Source organism: Nonomuraea sp. NPDC050556 (genome assembly GCF_044457355.1).
GTDB lineage: Bacteria > Actinomycetota > Actinomycetes > Streptosporangiales > Streptosporangiaceae > Nonomuraea.
Window position 1 is genome coordinate 571,434 of sequence record NZ_JBITGU010000005.1, and the last position, 15,541, is coordinate 586,974.

Annotated in this window: 7 protein-coding genes; 2 read left to right on the plus strand and 5 right to left on the minus strand. The window is 70.4% G+C overall.

All coding sequences use genetic code 11. The features are described 5' to 3' along the window. Positions 1-10 precede the first annotated feature (10 nt). Positions 11-10,438 (minus strand): DUF6923 family protein, encoded by a 10,428-nt coding sequence (locus ACIBG8_RS45015; protein WP_397349418.1) that lies wholly within the window; start codon positions 10,436-10,438, stop codon positions 11-13. A 172-nt stretch (positions 10,439-10,610) separates the two neighbouring features. Between ACIBG8_RS45015 and ACIBG8_RS45020 the strand changes: the two genes are divergently transcribed. Beyond that, positions 10,611-11,261 (plus strand): YoaK family protein, encoded by a 651-nt coding sequence (locus tag ACIBG8_RS45020; protein WP_397349419.1) that lies wholly within the window; start codon positions 10,611-10,613, stop codon positions 11,259-11,261. Here the strand turns inward: ACIBG8_RS45020 and ACIBG8_RS45025 are convergent. From ACIBG8_RS45025 to ACIBG8_RS45035, 3 genes are read right to left on the minus strand one after another with little or no spacing between them, the layout of a single operon-like run. Continuing rightward, positions 11,203-12,009 (minus strand): family 1 encapsulin nanocompartment shell protein, encoded by an 807-nt coding sequence (locus ACIBG8_RS45025; protein WP_397349420.1) that lies wholly within the window; start codon positions 12,007-12,009, stop codon positions 11,203-11,205. The genes ACIBG8_RS45020 and ACIBG8_RS45025 overlap by 59 nt on opposite strands. Further along, entirely contained in the window at positions 12,006-12,992 is a 987-nt protein-coding gene (locus tag ACIBG8_RS45030; RefSeq protein WP_397349421.1) for a Dyp-type peroxidase, read from the minus strand. The genes ACIBG8_RS45025 and ACIBG8_RS45030 overlap by 4 nt, the downstream gene beginning before the upstream one ends. 41 nt (positions 12,993-13,033) lie before the next feature. Then, the gene (locus ACIBG8_RS45035) at positions 13,034-13,468 is read right to left on the minus strand and encodes a MarR family winged helix-turn-helix transcriptional regulator (protein WP_397349422.1); all 435 of its coding nucleotides are present in this window, start codon (positions 13,466-13,468) and stop codon (positions 13,034-13,036) included. Positions 13,469-13,519: 51 nt separating this feature from the next. Here ACIBG8_RS45035 and ACIBG8_RS45040 point away from each other — a divergent pair, with 51 nt between their 5' ends. Next, a complete protein-coding gene (locus tag ACIBG8_RS45040; protein ID WP_397349423.1) occupies positions 13,520-14,116 on the plus strand; it encodes a TIGR03086 family metal-binding protein in 597 nt (198 codons plus the stop codon). A gap of 254 nt (positions 14,117-14,370) precedes the next feature. Here ACIBG8_RS45040 and ACIBG8_RS45045 read toward each other — a convergent pair whose 3' ends face one another. Beyond that, entirely contained in the window at positions 14,371-15,186 is an 816-nt protein-coding gene (locus ACIBG8_RS45045) for a carbohydrate-binding protein (RefSeq protein ID WP_397349424.1), read from the minus strand. Positions 15,187-15,541: the final 355 nt, after the last annotated feature.

Consider the following 15,541-nt stretch of genomic DNA (forward strand, 5'->3'; position numbering starts at 1 on the left):
TAATGCGGTCTCAGCCCCAGCGCAGGAAGCCCCTGCCTACGGGCGTCCAGGGCAGATGGAGGCGCGGCGCGTACGGCGTGCCGTCCACGAGCACGCCGAGGTCGGACACGGCGGCGCCGGTCCCGATCTCGAAGGTCACGCTGTCGTTGCCGGGCACCGGGTCGCCGGTCAGCGAGACCTTGCCCTCGCCGCCGGTCAGGGTCTGGTCGGCCGCGGTGTCCTGCGCGGTCCGCACCGGGATGCGGAAGGAGCTCCTGATCCCGGCGGCGAGGCCGGCGGTCACCGTACATGTGACCTTCTGACCGCTCGCCGTGCAGGCAGCGGGCAGCGCGCCGGAGACCGACACCCCGGCGGGCAGCGTCACGGTCGCGGTCGCCGCCGCACGGGTGTCGGACGGGCCGAGGTTGCTCACCCTGGCGGTCAGCGTGGACTCGCTGCCCGGAGGCAGCGCGGCGGGCGCCGTCACGTCGATCGCCAGGTCGGACACGGCGTTGCCGGTGGTCTTCATCGCGATGGCCGCCGAGCTGTCCGTCGGGTCCTCCGCGTTGGAGACGGTCACCTGGCCGCCGGTCAACTCGGTGGCGAGCGGCGCGTTCGACGCGATCTTCACCGGCAGGTCGATCTTCTTCGTCGTCCCCGCGCCGAAGCCCGCGGGGATCGTGCAGGTCACCTTGGTGGCGGCGAGCACGCAACCGGCGGGCAGCGGCGCGGCGGCCGTGACGTTCGACGGCAGGGTGAAGGTCACCATGGTGGCCGACACGGAGTCGGACGGCCCCGCGTTGGAGATCGTCACCGGCACCGTCGCGTTCGCGCCGGGCGGCGCGTCGGGGATCGCCGCCACGGTGACGCCCATCCCGGTCACCGCGGGACCGACCGCGAGCTGGTACGGCTTGGCGTTGTTGGTGCCGTCGCGGTCGTCGGCGTTGGCCAGCTTCGCCTGCCCGCCGGTCAGCGGCGTGCCTGCCACCGCGTTGGCGGCGATCTTCACCGGCAGGTCGAACGTCTTGTCCGTCGCCACCGCGTGCCCGGCGGGGATCGTGCAGGTCACCGTCTGGCCCGCGGCCACGCACGGCGCTCCGGTCTGGAGCGTCACCGAGTCCGGCAGCGTGACCGTGACCGTGGTGGCGGCGACGGTGTCCGACGGGCCGCGGTTGGCGACCTTGACGGTGAGCGTCCCGGTGCCGCCGGGCGGCAGCGCCGCGGGCGGGACGACGTCGATCGCCAGGTCGAGGTTGGCCGCGTCGGTGGTCCTGATGGTGAACGGCGCCGTGTCGTTGCCCGGCACGACGTCCTGGGTGCCGCTGACCTTCGCCGACCCCGTCAGATCCGTGGCGAGCGGAGCGCTCGAAACAACCTTCACCGCAAAGGTGAACACCGCGCTCCCCTTGGCGGCCAGCGGGTTGGGCAGGGCGCACGTCGCCTTCTGGCCGACGGCCGTGCATCCGGCGGGCAGCGGGTCGCTCAGCCGCATGGAGGACGGCAGGGTGATCACGACGTTGGCCGCCGCGCTGCTGTCCGACGGTCCCTCGTTGGTCACGGTGACCTTCACCGTGGTGGTCGCGCCGGGGGCAACGGGTCCAGTCTGCGGAGCCACCGCGACGGCCAGGTCGGCCTGCGCCGTGGCGGTCGTCTTGAGCGTGAACGGCGCGCTGTTGTTGCCCGCGACCGTGTCGCCAGGAAGGGTGACCGTGGCGCTGCCGCCGGAGAGCGTGCTGTCCAGCGGCGCGTCCGAGCCCACGGTGAACGGGATGGAGAACTCCTTCTCCGCGCCAGCCGCCAGCCCGGACGGCACCGTGCACGGCGCGCAGCCGGCCGACGTGACCTTCTGCGGGAAGGTGACCGTCACCGGGGCGTCCGCCCTGCTGCTCGACGGGCCGTTGTTCCTCACCCGCACGATCAGCGTGCCCGTGCCGCCCGGCGGGATCGGGTCGGTCGGGGCGACGACCGTCATCTGCAGGTCGGTCGAGGCGGTCGCGGTCGTCTTCATCGCGATGGCCGCGCTGTTGTTGGCCGGAGTGCCGTCGTCGGCGTTGGAGATCTGCGCGATCCCCCCGCCGAGCTGCGTGTCCAGCGGGGCGTCAGAGGCGATCTTCAGCGGCAGCGTGAAGACCTGCGAGTTGCCCTTCACGGCCAGAACGGGCACCGCGCAGGTGATCGTCCCCGCGTCGTTGGTGCATCCGCTGGGCAGCGCCCCGGCGAGCACGGTGTTCTCCGGCAGGTTGATGGCGACCGTGGTGGTGCCCGCCGCCACCGGCACGAGGCCGTTGTTCGACACCGTCACCTCGGCGTTGAACGCCACGCCGGGCGCGAGCGGGCCAGCGGGCACCGACTTGGCGGTGACCGCCACGTCGGGGCGCGGCGTGACCTTCACCGAGGTCTTGTTGGCGTTCGGCTGCCCGAGGGGCGGGCCGACCAGGTACTGGCCGAGCTTGCCCGTCGCGGTGGCCGGGTAGTCGCCCGGCGCCACGCCCTCGCCGACCTTGACCTTGAACGTGAACGTCTTGGCGCCCTCGCCCGGGATCTCGAACGGCGACGGCCACGTCAACGTCTGCCCGCTGATGTCCGGGTTGTCGTTGAGGTCGCCGTCGGTGCTGTCGCGCACGTAGGTGAAACCGGCTGGCAGCGGGAAGGACAGCTCGTCCGGCACCACGTCGAGCGGCGTCGGGCTGCCCGCGGTGATCGTGTAGGTCACCACGGTGCCGCGGCCCTCGACCACCTCGGCGGGATCGACGCTCGCGGTCAGCGAGACGCGCGGCTCGCCCTGCTGGGTGATGAGCGTGTCGAAGGCCAGCGTCTGGGTGCTGCCCGCGGGAATGGTGATCTCCCAGGCGATCGCCATGCCGTTGTCCACGGTGCCGGTGGTGCTGACCTGGTTCTGCAGCGGGGTCTTGGCGTCCACGCCGGTGAACGCGCCACCGTAGGCGCCCACGTAGTACTCGTTGTCCGGGGTGGCCGGGATGAACTGCTCCACCTGGCCCGCGGCCGCGCCGTACCCGATGCAGGCGGGCGCCCGGCGGCCGTCGGACAGGAAGGTGACCGCGCTGTAGCCGCTGTCGTTCCCGGCCAGGTAGCAGTCCACCGCCCGGTAGAAGCGGATCTTCTTGTCCTGGCCGGTGTTGTTGGTGATGTCGATCGTGGTGCGCTGCGCCGAGCTGCCCTCGACGTAGGAGTCGGTGACCGTGTACTCGAAGCCGCTGTCGCCGGCCTGCCACTTCTGGAAGATCGTGTACGGGTCGGCCTTGGTGCCCGCTCCCGTGACCGAGCCCTTGTCGATCAGCGTGGTCGTCTTCTCCGGGCTGCGGTTGCCGTACCTGACGTTGTCGACCACGAGGGCCTCGTAGCAGTCGGCGTAGTACTGCTTGGAGTTGCTGACGAAGATGCCGCAGCGCCCGTCGGCCGTGCGGTCGAAGTCCCTGACCGGCGGCCCCGCCGAGTTGATGCACAGGTCGTAGCCGCTGCGGCAGGTGACGGCGCGGGTCAGGTCGGTGCTCGTCGTCGCCTTGTTGTCGTCCGGGTCCAGGTCGACCGTCCCTGCGGGAACCGCGATCTCGGCGCTGTTGGGCACCGTCTTGCCCGCATCGGCCGCCTTGGTCGACCCCGTCACGGTGACGGTGATCTTCCCGCCGACCGGGACGTTGACGTTGAGGTTGAGGGCGTTGCCCGAGCCGCTCGACGTCGCGCAGGCGGCGCCGCCGGTCGCCGCGCACGACCAGCTCACGCCCGTGTACTCGGCGGCCACGGTGTCGGTGAGCTTCGCCGCCGTCACGGCGCTCGGACCGGCGTTCGTCACGGTCAGGCGGTAGGACTGGGCGGAGCCCGCGCCGATCCGGCTCCAGCCGGACTTGGTGACCTTCAGGTTCGCGGTGCTGATCCGGTGGTCCTCGACCTCGCCGCCGTCGGCGCCCCCGATGGGCCTGGGGTCGGCGACGGTGCCGGAGAAGAGCCTGAGCCTGCTGTAGAGCGGCTTGTCGGACGCGGCCGGCGCGTCGAAGGCCAGCGCCGCCGTCGTCTGCCCGGCGGCGACCGGTACGGTCACCCGCTCGGAAGCGCCGAAGGTCCCGTCCCCGTCCGTGTCGAGCCACCCGGCGAGCGTGGCGGCGGCGCCGGCGGTGAGGGCGACGTCGAGCTTGAGCTTGCCGCCTTCCAGCTTGGCCGCGGTCAGCCCGTCCTCGTCGGCCCGCTCGTCCTTGGTGTCGTCGTTGAGGGCGTCCAGGGTGTTCTGGGTGTCGGCGTTGGGGTCGGCGTCCACGTCGGCGCCGAGCGAGAGGCCGCTGACGATGCGGTGGTACGGCCCGCCGTCCGCGCGCCCGGTGGTGTAGGTGTCCGGCGCGTCGCCGAAGTCGGCGCCCTCCAGGCAGCCGGTGGCGTCTCCCGCAGTGAACGTGTCGGTCTTGCCGACGACGACACCGCGGCCCACGGCGGCGGGCTTGGTGAGGTCCATCTGGACGATCACCCCGTTCTCGCCGATGAGGTAGAGGTTGCCGAGGTTGTCGAAGACGGCGCCCGGATTGGTCACCGAGGCGATGTCGGCGACCTTCTTGGAGGTGTTAGTCGCGGCGTCGGCCTGCCACACGGCTGTTCCGGTCGCGCCGTACAGCTTGCCGTCCATCGGGTTCACCGCGAAGTCACCCAGCCCCGAGCCGATCGTGCTGGCCCTGACGAAACGCGGAGCGGACAGGTCGGTGAGGTCGACCTGCTGGATGAAGCGGCTGCTCCCGGTTTGCGCGAGGAACAGCGACGTGCCGTCCGGGGTGATGCCCGCCTGGTCGAAGGGGTTGGCCGCCAGGGTCTGGCCGGTCGCGTTGGGCAGGATCGCCAGGTCGGTGACCGTTCCCATGCCCGGGTCTATGAGCACGAGCTTGCCCGCTTGATCGGTGCGTCCCGCGTACAGCAGGCCGTCCTTGGAGTTGTAGGCGAGCGCGTTGAGCGGGACCGTGCTGGTCGCGCCGTTGTAGGTCAGCGGGATCTCGGTGCGCCCGCCGGTGGCCAGATTCAGCTCGAACAGCCGGGCGCCAGACGACACATAGGTGGTGTTGGGGCACTTCTCGGCCCCGGCCCTGATCGCGATCCGGTAGTCCTCGACCTCGCCCGCCACGGCTTTACCCACAGGCTGTGGATCGCCGACGTCAGTGGCGAGCAGCCGGACCCGCAGATAGGTGACGCCTGCCTTCAACCCGGACAACCCGCTCCAGGTCAGCGGCACCGTCGTGTCCCCCACCGCCGCCGGGGCGGTGGCCCGCTCGCCTGTGGAGAACGCGCCGTCGTTGTTGAAGTCGATCCACGCGGCGACCGTGGCGCGCTCGCCGGTGTCGTTGTGGACGGCCGCGTTGACCGAGTACGTGGTGTCGGTGATCTTGACCGTGCGCAGGCCGGTGACGCCGTCCTCGTCGTCGCGGCCGTCGTTCAGGTCGTCGGCGAAGCCGTTCAGCGGCGCCTGGCTGTCGGCGTCCGGGTTGGCGTCCAGGTCGGCGCCGAGCCGGAGCTTGTCGGTGATCTTGTGGCTGGCGCCGTTGTTCGACGCGCGCGTGTTGTACGAGTCCGGCGCGTCGCCGTAGTCGACGCCCGTCACGCATCCGGCCGCGTCGGCGTTGGTGATGGAGCCCGCCTTGCCGACCAGGACGTCCTTGCCCTTGGTCGCCAGCCCACCGGTGATCTTGGTCAGGTCGATCTGGACCGTGGAGCCCGCGTCGTTGAAGGCGTACAGGTTGCCCAGCGTGTCGAAGATGACGCCGCTGTAGGTCCCGGTGGTGGTGATCGTGCCCAGGCTGGTGGATGAGCCGCTGACCGGTTCCTGGCGGGTGAGGGTGTTGCTGTTCAGCCCGTACAGCTTGCCGTCCACCGGGTGCATGGAGAAGTCGCCCAGGCTGGAGGTGTTGCTGGCGTTCTCGCCGATGTAGGCGCGGTCGCCGGTGCCCGCCGAGTCCACGTCCACCCGCTGCACGCGGCCACCCGCCGAGGCCAGGTAGTAGGTGTTGCCGTCGGGCGACACCGCGCCCTGGGTGTAGGCCAGCGCGGGCAGCGACTGCCCGGAGGCGTTCTTGGTGATCGGCAGGTCGGTGATCTCACCCGTCGCCGGGTCGATCTCGATGAGCTTGCCGAGCTGCCCAGACTCCTGCCTGGCCGCGTAGAGGCGCCCGTCGCCGGTGTCGTAGCCCAGCGCGTTGAACACGAGCGTGCTCGGCTCGCCCGCGTAGGTCAGGGCGATCTCCGTGCGCACGCCGGTGCCGATCGCCTGCTTGTACAGCTTGGTCGGCTGGCCGTTGGGCGCGCCGGTGACGTAGGCGAGGTCGTCGCAGACCTTGCGGTTCTGGCCGCCGATGAGCGCCCGGTGGTCCTCCGTCTCGCCGGAGGCTGCCGCGCCGCCCGGCTGGGGGTCCGCCTCGGCTCCGCCGTACAGCCTGAGTCTGAGGGCGCCGATGCCGCGCCTGCCCGAGTACTTGCCGCGCAGCCCCGACCACTTCAGCTCCACCTGGCCGACCTTGCCTGCCGCGACGTTCGCCGTGGCCCGCTCTGCCGCCTCGAACGTCCCGTTGAGGTTCGCGTCCAGCCACCCGGCCAGCGTCGCCGCGCCCGCCGTCGTGTTGCCGACCGTGACCTGCGTGCTCGGGGCGTCCGTGTCGTACGGCACGGCCAGGTCGTTGGCGATCGCGTCCTCGTCGTCGCGCAGGCTCGTGTCGTCGTTGGTGTAGTCGAGCGGGTTCTGCGTGTCGGTCCCGGGCTCGGCGTCGAGGTCGGCGCCCAGCAGCAGCTTCGCCACGATGACGTGCGAGGCGACCGGGTAGCTCGCGGGCGCGTCGCCGAAGTCGCGCGCCATCACGCACCCGGCGCCGTCGGAGTTGGTCGTGGTCTGCGTGGTGCCGACGCGGACGTCCTTGCCGCGGGTGCCCTTGGTGAGGTCGAGCTCCACGACGGAGCCGTTCTCCCCGGCGATGCGCAGGTTGCCGAGGTTGTCGAAGGTGATCGACGGGTTGGTGACCGCGCTCGCACCCGACAGCGCCGGGGTCAGCTCGGTCCAGTTGCCCGACGTCTTGTCCTGGTCGTAGCGCCAGATCCGGTTGTTGTCGAGGCCGTAGAGCTTGCCGTCGAACGGGTTGACGGCGAGATCCTGGGTGTTGCCCGTGGCGGTGCTCACCTGCTTGAGGTAGGCGGGGGTGTTGCCCCGGTCGACGGCGATGTCGACGGCGTGCACGGTCCCGCCGAGCCCCTGGAGGTAGTAGGTGGACCCGTCGGGGGTGATCGCGCCCGACTTGTAGGCGACGGCGGGCAGCCCCTGGATGGTGACCTGCTCGATCTCGCCCGTGGCCGGGTCGACGGTGACGAGCTTGCCCTGCTGGCCAGACTCCTGCCTGGCCCCGTACAGCAGGCCGTCACCCGGGTTGTAGGCCATCGCGTTGAACTCGATCAGGCTCGTCTTGCCCTTGTAGGTCAGCCTGATCGGCGTGCGCTTGCCCGTCGTCTGGTCCACCTTGTAGAGCCGGGTCGGCTCGCCGCTGCCACCGCTGCCCGACACGTAGAACGTGTCGTCGCACGCCTTCAGGTCCACCCCGCCGATGTAGGCGCGGTGGTCCTCCACCTCGCCACCCGGCGCGTCGCCGTCGGGCGCCGGATCGGCCAGGTCTCCGGGGAACAGCCGCAGCCTGAGCAGCGCGGTGCCGCGCTTGCCGGTGTACTTCCCGCGCAGGCCGGGCCAGGTGAGCGTCGCCTTGGTCGCCCCCTTGGCCACGACGGCCCTGGCCCGTTCGAACGGCTGGAACGCGCCGTCCAGGTTGACGTCCAGCCACCCGGCCAGCGTGGCCGGGCCGTCCGTGGTGTTCCGTACGGTCACGTCGACGGAAGGCGCGTCCGTGTCGTGCGCGATCAGCGGCTCGGTGGCGATCCCGTCCTCGTCGTCGCGGAACATGGTGTCGTCGTTGAGGAAGTCGAGCGGCTGCTGGCTGTCGGGGCCGAACTCCGCGTCGGTGTCCGCGCCGATCCCCAGACCGGCGGTGAGCACGTGCGACACGCCCTTGGTCTCGTACGGCCTGGCCGCGTCGCCGTAGTCGCGCGCCACGATGCACCCGGCGGCGTTCGTGTCGTTGGTGTTGAGCTTGTCGGTCTGCCCGACGACGAGGTCCTTGCCCTGCACGCCCTTCTTGGTCAGGTCGATCTGCACGACCTTGCCGTCGGAGCCGGTCGCGTAGAGGTTGCCGACCGTGTCGAAGGCGACGGCCGAGTTCGGCGTGCTGTTGGTCAGCGTGGTGAGCGTGGTGCTCGCGCCGGTCGCCGGGTCGACCCTGGCCAGGCTGGTGCCGCTCATCGAGTAGATCAGCCCATCGGCCGGGTTGACCGCCATGTCCCAGTAGTTCGCACCGGCCCCGATCTTCCCGACGTAGCGGGGCGTGTCGCCCTTGCGCACGTCCACGTCCACCGCCTGCAGGCCGTTCGTGGTGTCACCCTGCATGAAGTAGCGCGTCCCGTCGGGGGTGATCGTGCCCTGGTAGTACCGGATGTTCGGCAGGTTCTCGTTCTTCGCGTTCGGCCGCACCGTGAGGTCGCTGATCACGCCGGTGCCCGGGTCGATGGTGATCAGCTTGTTCTGCTGCCCGGACTCGATCCTGACCGCATAGAGCTGCCCGTTGCCCGAGTTGTAGGCCAGGGCGTCGAACTGGATCGCGCTGGGTGAGCCCTTGTACGTCAGCGGGATGTCGGTCCTGGCGCCGGTGACCGGGTTCTGCCGGTAGAGACGGGTGGCGGTCTGCCCGACGGGGGCGCCGGAGACGTAGTAGGAGCCGTCGCACTTCTTCTCGTCGACGCCGCCGATCTGGAACTCGTGGTCCTCGACCTCGCCTCCGTCCAACCTGCCCGTCGGGTCCGGGGCGGACACCGAGCCCGGCAGGATCCTGAACCGGGAGAACGTGACACCCCTGGTCATCGCGGGAAGCGAGGCCCAGGTGAGCTTTGCCGTCGCCGCCTTGTCCGCCACGGCCACCGTCGCCCGTTCCGCGGCCTCGAACTTGCCGTTGGCGTCGAAGTCGACCCATCCGGCCAGCGTCGCCGCCGCCCCGGTCGTGTTCTTCACCGGCACGTCCAGCGAGAGGTTCGGCGCGCCTGCGGACACGGTCGGAGCGCTGGAGAAGGCGTCCTCGTCGTTGATGCCCGCCTTGTCGTCACCGTCCGCGCCGGCGCTGGGCTGGGCGGCGTTCTCCGCGTCGATGGTGGCGCCGATGCCCAGCTTGGGGTCGATGTCGTGACCCGCTGAGCCGTAGCTCGCCGGCGCGTCGCCGTAGTCGACCGGGTCGTAGCAGGCCGCTCCGTCGACGACGGTGCCTGTAGCGCCGCTGAGCGCGGTCTGCGTGGTGTAGCCGCCGAGGCTCCCCTTGGTGAGGTCGACGCGGATCACCCTGTTGTTGCTGCCGCCGAAGTCGACGAAGGTCAGATTGCCCGCCGCGTCAGTGAGCCCGGCGCGGTAGTAGCCGCCGGTGCTGGTCGTCGTGCCCATGTTCTTGCTGGCGCCGGTGGTGGGGTCGACCTGCCAGACGGCGCCGCTGTTGGAGTCGTCCACGCCGTAGAGCTTGCCGTCGGCCGGGTTCGCCACCAGGTCGTCGTAGCTGGTACCCACGGTGGCGGTGAGGGTCTTCACGAAGGTCATGTACGTCGGCGAGGCCGGGTCGACGTCCACTGTCTGCAGGCTGGACGAGGCGTCCTGGAGGTAGAGCTGCTTGGTGACCGGCGAGATCGTGCCGCTGATGTAGGACAGGTTCGGCAGGTTCTTGACCTCCCTGGTGGTCGCGTCGCCGGTGCGCGGGTCCACGATCATCAGTTTGACCGGCGTGGACGCGGTCCTCGGCCAGCCGTACAGCATGCCGTCGAGCCGGTTGTAGCCGAAGGTCGCCAGCCCGACGCCCGCCTTGATCAGCGTGGCCTTCGAGGTCTGCGGGTCGAACCTGTACAGGTCGCCCGAGTCGTTGGTGAGGTAGGCCTCGTTCGTGCAGACCTGCGAGGCCTTGCGCTTGGCGGCTGCGCAGGTGCCCGCGTCGGTGCTGCCGAACCGCAGCGGCATCCGGCCGTCGCCGCCGTCGCCAGCCCGCATGGTCCAGGTGACGCCGACCTTCTCGCCCGCGCCGACGTCGCCGCGCCACGTCACGCCGGGCACGTCGAGGTCGAACCGCGCTCCTCCCGCCACGCTGACGAGCTCGGCGTCGTCGATGACGTCGAGCAGGTCGACGGTGAACGAGGCGCCCCTGGCCGCGCGGTCACCCTGGTTGCTGACCGTGGTCGTGTAGACGACCTCGCCGCCGCGCACCTTCGAGGTGGTCGTGTAGAGCAGCGTCGACCCGCCGGCGCGGCAGGTGTCGCGCGCCTGCGACTCCACCGCCTGGCTCGTCTCCGCCAGCGCCACCCCGGGCGTCATCCCCATGGCCAGCACGGCCGTGCCCGCAACCCAGCGCCTAAGAACCACTTCCGTACCCTCCGCCATATCTTCCGATAAAGCGCCAAGCAGGGGATACGACCGAAGTCTCAAGGCACAAGCCGTCACATGCCCATATGGATCACCAACCACGCTGGGTCGAAGTCTGTGTTTTCCGCAAAGATGATCTCAACCGGGTGACGCGCCGCTCACGATGGGTCTCGTGCGAAACCGTGTGTCCGTCCTGAGTCTGGCGCTGACCTCGGGCGCCGTGGACGCCTTCACCTTCGTCGCCCTCGGCCACGTCTTCACCTCGAACATGACCGGCAACCTGGTCCTGCTCGGCATCTCCGTGGGGCACGGCCACATCTCGGAGGCCCTGGGCTCCCTGGTCGCGCTCGCCGCGTTCACCTGCGGGCTGGCGGCCGCGTTCCAGTACACGGGCAAGGACGTCGGGTGGACCGTGCGCACCCGCCGCGCCCTGGCCGTCGAGCTGCTCCTGCTGGCCGCGCTGGCCGTGGCGTGGGCGCTGGCAGCCCCGCGCGTCCCGCTGATCGCGACGGCGGCGTTCGCCATGGGCATCCAGAGCGCGGTGACGCAGCGGCTGCACACGCCGGTCGGGTCGACGACGTTCATCACCGGGGCGCTGACCGGCGCGGTCTCCCGGTTCCTCACGCCGGACGCGGGCGAGTCGCACCTGCCCGAGCTGCTGGCCGTCCTGCTCGCACTGGCCGTCGGCGCGGCCGCCGCCACTGCGAGCCTGACCCTGCTCCCTACAGCGAGCCCCGTGATCGCCCTGGTGGCGGCGCTGGTCGCTATGTTCTGGTGCCGTCCAGGGCCACGGCCGCCTCACCGGCCAGCGGCAGGAACGTGAACGACTCCTGCAGGTAGAGGGTGACGATGTCGGCGGTGTGGCTGTCGTAGCCGATCGACACGTCCTGGCCCAGGTGCAGGTCGAAGTCGCCGCCGCGGGTGCTCAGCACGACCGCGCCGGTCAGTGCCGGAGCCCAGATGATGTCGCCGTCGATCAGGCGCTGGATGTGCTCCAGCACCGGGTAGCCGTGGTCGCTGGTCTCCGCCACCCCCGTGTACGCCTCGGCGCTCAGCAGCACCGAGTAGGGGCCGTCGACTCCGGCCATCCGCAGGCTGTTGAGCGCGTGCGCGATGGCCTCCGGGTAGCCGGTGACGTCGGCGGGCAGGTCGATGCGCTCGTGGGTGCTGGCCGGGATGATGCCCTCGATCCCGGCCGCGCCGTACCCGTGGAAGATGGCCTGGTCCTCGGCGATGGCCAGCGCCGCAGCCGCGTCCTTGACCGGCTGCCAGTCTGAGTCGCCTGAGCCGCGCTCGACGTCGTCGATCGCCGCCCTGGTCAGCTCGAACGGCCGGCGCAGCTCGACCAGCCTGGCGACGTCGCGCTGGCGCGCCTGCAGCCCCGCACCGGGCGGGTCGATGTTCAGGGTGTGCCCGGTGCTGACGGCGGCGAGCTCGACGCCTCCCGGTCCGTGCACGTCGACGACGCGCCGACCGGCCACGTGGCGCTTGAACGTGCGCGCCGCCTCCTCCTCGATCTGCGCCCACGCGGCCGACGAGACCGGGGCGAGTTCGCGGTGCAAGTTGTTCATGTCTGTGGAACCCCCTTGAGCGCGCCGATCCCGAGCGTGCTGTCCTGTGGTGTGGGTACGGCTGTCGCCAGCCGTTCGATCAGGTCGGCGCTGGGGGTGAAGAACAACACGCCCGTCTTCGCCGTGGAGAAGTCGAGGATGCGGTCGTAGTTGCCCGGCGGGTCGCCGACGAACATGTTGTCGAGCATCTTCTCGATCACGTCGGGGGTGCGCGAGTAGCCGATGAAGTAGGTGCCGAACTCGCCGCCCGAGGCGTTGCCGAACGGCATGTTGTCGCGGAGGATCTTCAGCTCCTTGCCGTCGACCTCGATCACGGTCAGCGCGTTGTGGGCGTTGGTCGGCTTGACGTCGTCGTCCAGCTCGACGTTGGAGACCTTCCTGCGGCCGATGACCAGCTCCTGGTCCTCGGTGGACAGGGCGTTCCAGGCGTCCAGGTCGTGCACGTACTTCTGCACCACCACGTAGGAGCCGTCGGCGAACTCCGGGTCCTCGGCGCCGATGCGCACGGAGTCGGCGGCGAGCTGGCCGCCCGGGTTCTCCGTACCGTCGACGAAGCCGAGCAGGTCGCGCGCGTCGAAGTAGCGGAAGCCGTGCACCTCGTCGACGCCGACCAGCGCGTCGCCGATCTTCTCCATGATCAGCGAGGCCAGCTCGAAGCACAGGTCCATGCGGTCGGCGCGGATGTGGAACAGCACGTCGCCCGGCGTGGCCGGGGCCCGGTGAACGCCGTTGATCTCCTTGAACGGGTGCAGCAGCGCGGGCCTGGGCAGGCCGAACAACCGGTCCCAGGCGTTGGAGCCGATGCCCATGACGCACGAGAGCTGGCCGTCCAGCGCGCGGAAGCCGACCGTGCGCACCAGCGCGGGCAGGTCGCCGCAGAACTCGCGCACGGCCGCGTGGCTGGGCTCGTCCCGCTTGACGGACGCGACGATGAAGATCGCCGACCGGGTGAGCGGGGCGAGCATGGTCTGCACTTCGTTCACCTGAGGTGCTTTGCCGCACTCTGGCCACCGCAAACCCATACTTAACCGACGATGTCCTCATGCGGCAGCGCGGACAGAGCCTGTACGGCACGCAGGAACGCCTGCCGGTCCTCTCCGGGAAGCGTGGCGAGTATCCGCTCCTCGTTCGCCTGGATGTCGGCCTGCGCCGCCCTGCGCCGGTCGCTGCCCTCCTGGGTGATCGACAGCAGCCGCGCCCTGCGGTCCGCAGGGTCGGGGACGCGCGAGATGAGCCCGTCGCGCTGCAGCTCGTCGAGGGTGGCGATGATGCGGGTCTTGTCCGCGCCGATCGCCTCGGCGAGGTTGGCCTGGGTTCGGACGGGGCCGTCGTCCAGCGCGAGGAGCACGATGTAGCCCCACATGGAGATGCCGTGCGGCTGGAGCACCCGCAGCTCTGCGGCGATGAGCGAACGCAGCAGGGGATGCAGCATCGCGGCGAGGTCGCGGCGGTCCGTCATGAGGCAAAGATACCCGTTGACTTACCATAAGCAAGAGCAGATGATAAGCATATGCCTATTGATTATCGCGCCCTCGACGAGCGAGCCGTTCTCGCCAGCGTCGAGCTGGTGAGCCGGGCAACCGACCTGACCGTGCCCACGCCCTGCGCCGGGTGGACGTTGCACGACCTCCTGGTGCACATGACCGTGCAGCACGACGGCTTCGCCGCGTCCTCGCGGGGCGAGAGCGACCTCGCCGTGTGGAAGCCGCGCTCCCTGGGCGCCGATCCGATCGAGGCTTACCGGGTCGCCGCCTCGGGGGTGATCTCGGCGTTCGCCGCGTACACGGTGGCGGAGTTCGTGCTGCCGGAGTTCGCGCCGCACCGGCCCATTCCGGCGTGGCAGGCGATGAGCTTCCACTTCATCGACTACGTGGTGCACTCCTGGGACGTCGCCAGGGCGCTGGGCGCCGAAGTGACGTTCGAGCCCGACCTGTTGCAGATCGCGCTCGACGTCGCCAGGGCCGTGCCCGAGGGGGAGGCCCGGCTGGCCCCGGGCGCCTCCTTCGCGCCCGCCGTACCGTGGCAGGGCGGCAGCCGGCTGGACGAGATCGTCGCCGTCCTCGGCCGCTCACCCACCTGGAAGGCTCCTGCCCGGGCGGCGCGATGACCGCGCGTCCGCGCCGCCCGGGAGGTCGCGGGCCTGGGCCCCTTCCTCTGCGGACCGCAGGCCCGCTGAGCGGAGAGTCTCGGGTTGACGCATCGGGCCGGGGCCGCACCCGGCCCGGGTCACTCTCCGCCGTCTGGCTCTCCCCTTGGAGCTCCTAACGAAAGTCCCTTTCCTCTCGCACAAACCTCTCCCCGCACAGGGAGAGAAGCAGAGCCTCCCTCAAGGGTCTGATGAAGGGTCTTTGTTAGGAGTTCTCAGAGGCGCTGCCAGAGCGCGGGGACGTTCGGCGGCTCCCAGCCGGTCTGGGCGGTGTGCGCCTGGAGGCAGCGGTAGCTGGCTCCGCCGTACGTCACCGTGTCGCCGGCCCGGTACGACTGGCCGGCGCGCCACGTCCCCGACGGGGGCGGGGACGTGGTGGGCGTCGCGGTCGGCGACGACGTCGGGGTGCCCGCCACGTTGAGCACGAAGTCGAACGTGCCCTCACGCCCGTTGGGCACCTGGCGGACCGTCATCAGCAGGGCGGGGTTGAAGATCGTGTCGGTGTTGTTGCGCGGCTCTCCGGGGAAGTAGAGCTGCGTCGTCAGGACCGGCCTGTTGGGGGCCTGCGCCTTGACGTGGATGTGGCGCGTCCTTCCCGGATAAAGGCCGGGCACGATCGTCGTCAGCTTGAAGGCGCCGTTGGCGTCGGTGAACTGGTGGCCGCGGAAGCCGAACCCGACGTTGTCGTAGTTGCCGTTGGCGTCGCACTGCCAGAAGTCCAGCAGGACGTTGGGGAGTGGCTGGCAGGCGAGGCCGAACACGTACCCGCTGACCGTCAACGCCGTCCCCTGGCCGGGGAGGGTGGAGCGGAGGGGGGAGTTGGGCTTGAAGTACGGACCTTCGGTCTGCGCGGGGGTCGGATCGTCGTCGTCGTCGCAGAACGGGGTGGGGGTGAGCGGCTCGGTGCCGTTCCACAGCGTCCTCGCCAGGGCGGGTGCCTGGCCGACGAGCAGGGGCAGGGGCGCGGCGATCAGGGCGGCCTTGAAGAGGGTCTTCCTGGTGATGCCGCGGGTGGTTCCCTCGTCTTCCATGGGCTTCTCCTTGTGAGAGTTGGCCCCAAGGTCGCACTGACCGCCAGGGTCGGAGAACCCTTCGAAACCTCATAACACCGACCTATGGGCAAGACTTGCCAAACCCAACCCCCGCAGAGCCTCTTTCCCATCCTTCCCCTCCGCGACCACCGCACGGCCGCGGGTCGCGAGTCGCGAGTCGTGGGTCGCGAGTCGTGGGTCGCGAGTCGTGGGTCGTGGAGTCGCGCGGCCGTGGGCCGTGGGTCGCGAGGCCAGAGGTCGTGGGGTCGTGGGCAGACGGTCATGGGGTCGTGGGGTGGTGGGGTCGTGGGGTCGTGGGGTCAAGCGCAGCCCGCCAGGGCGAGCGGAGAAGGGC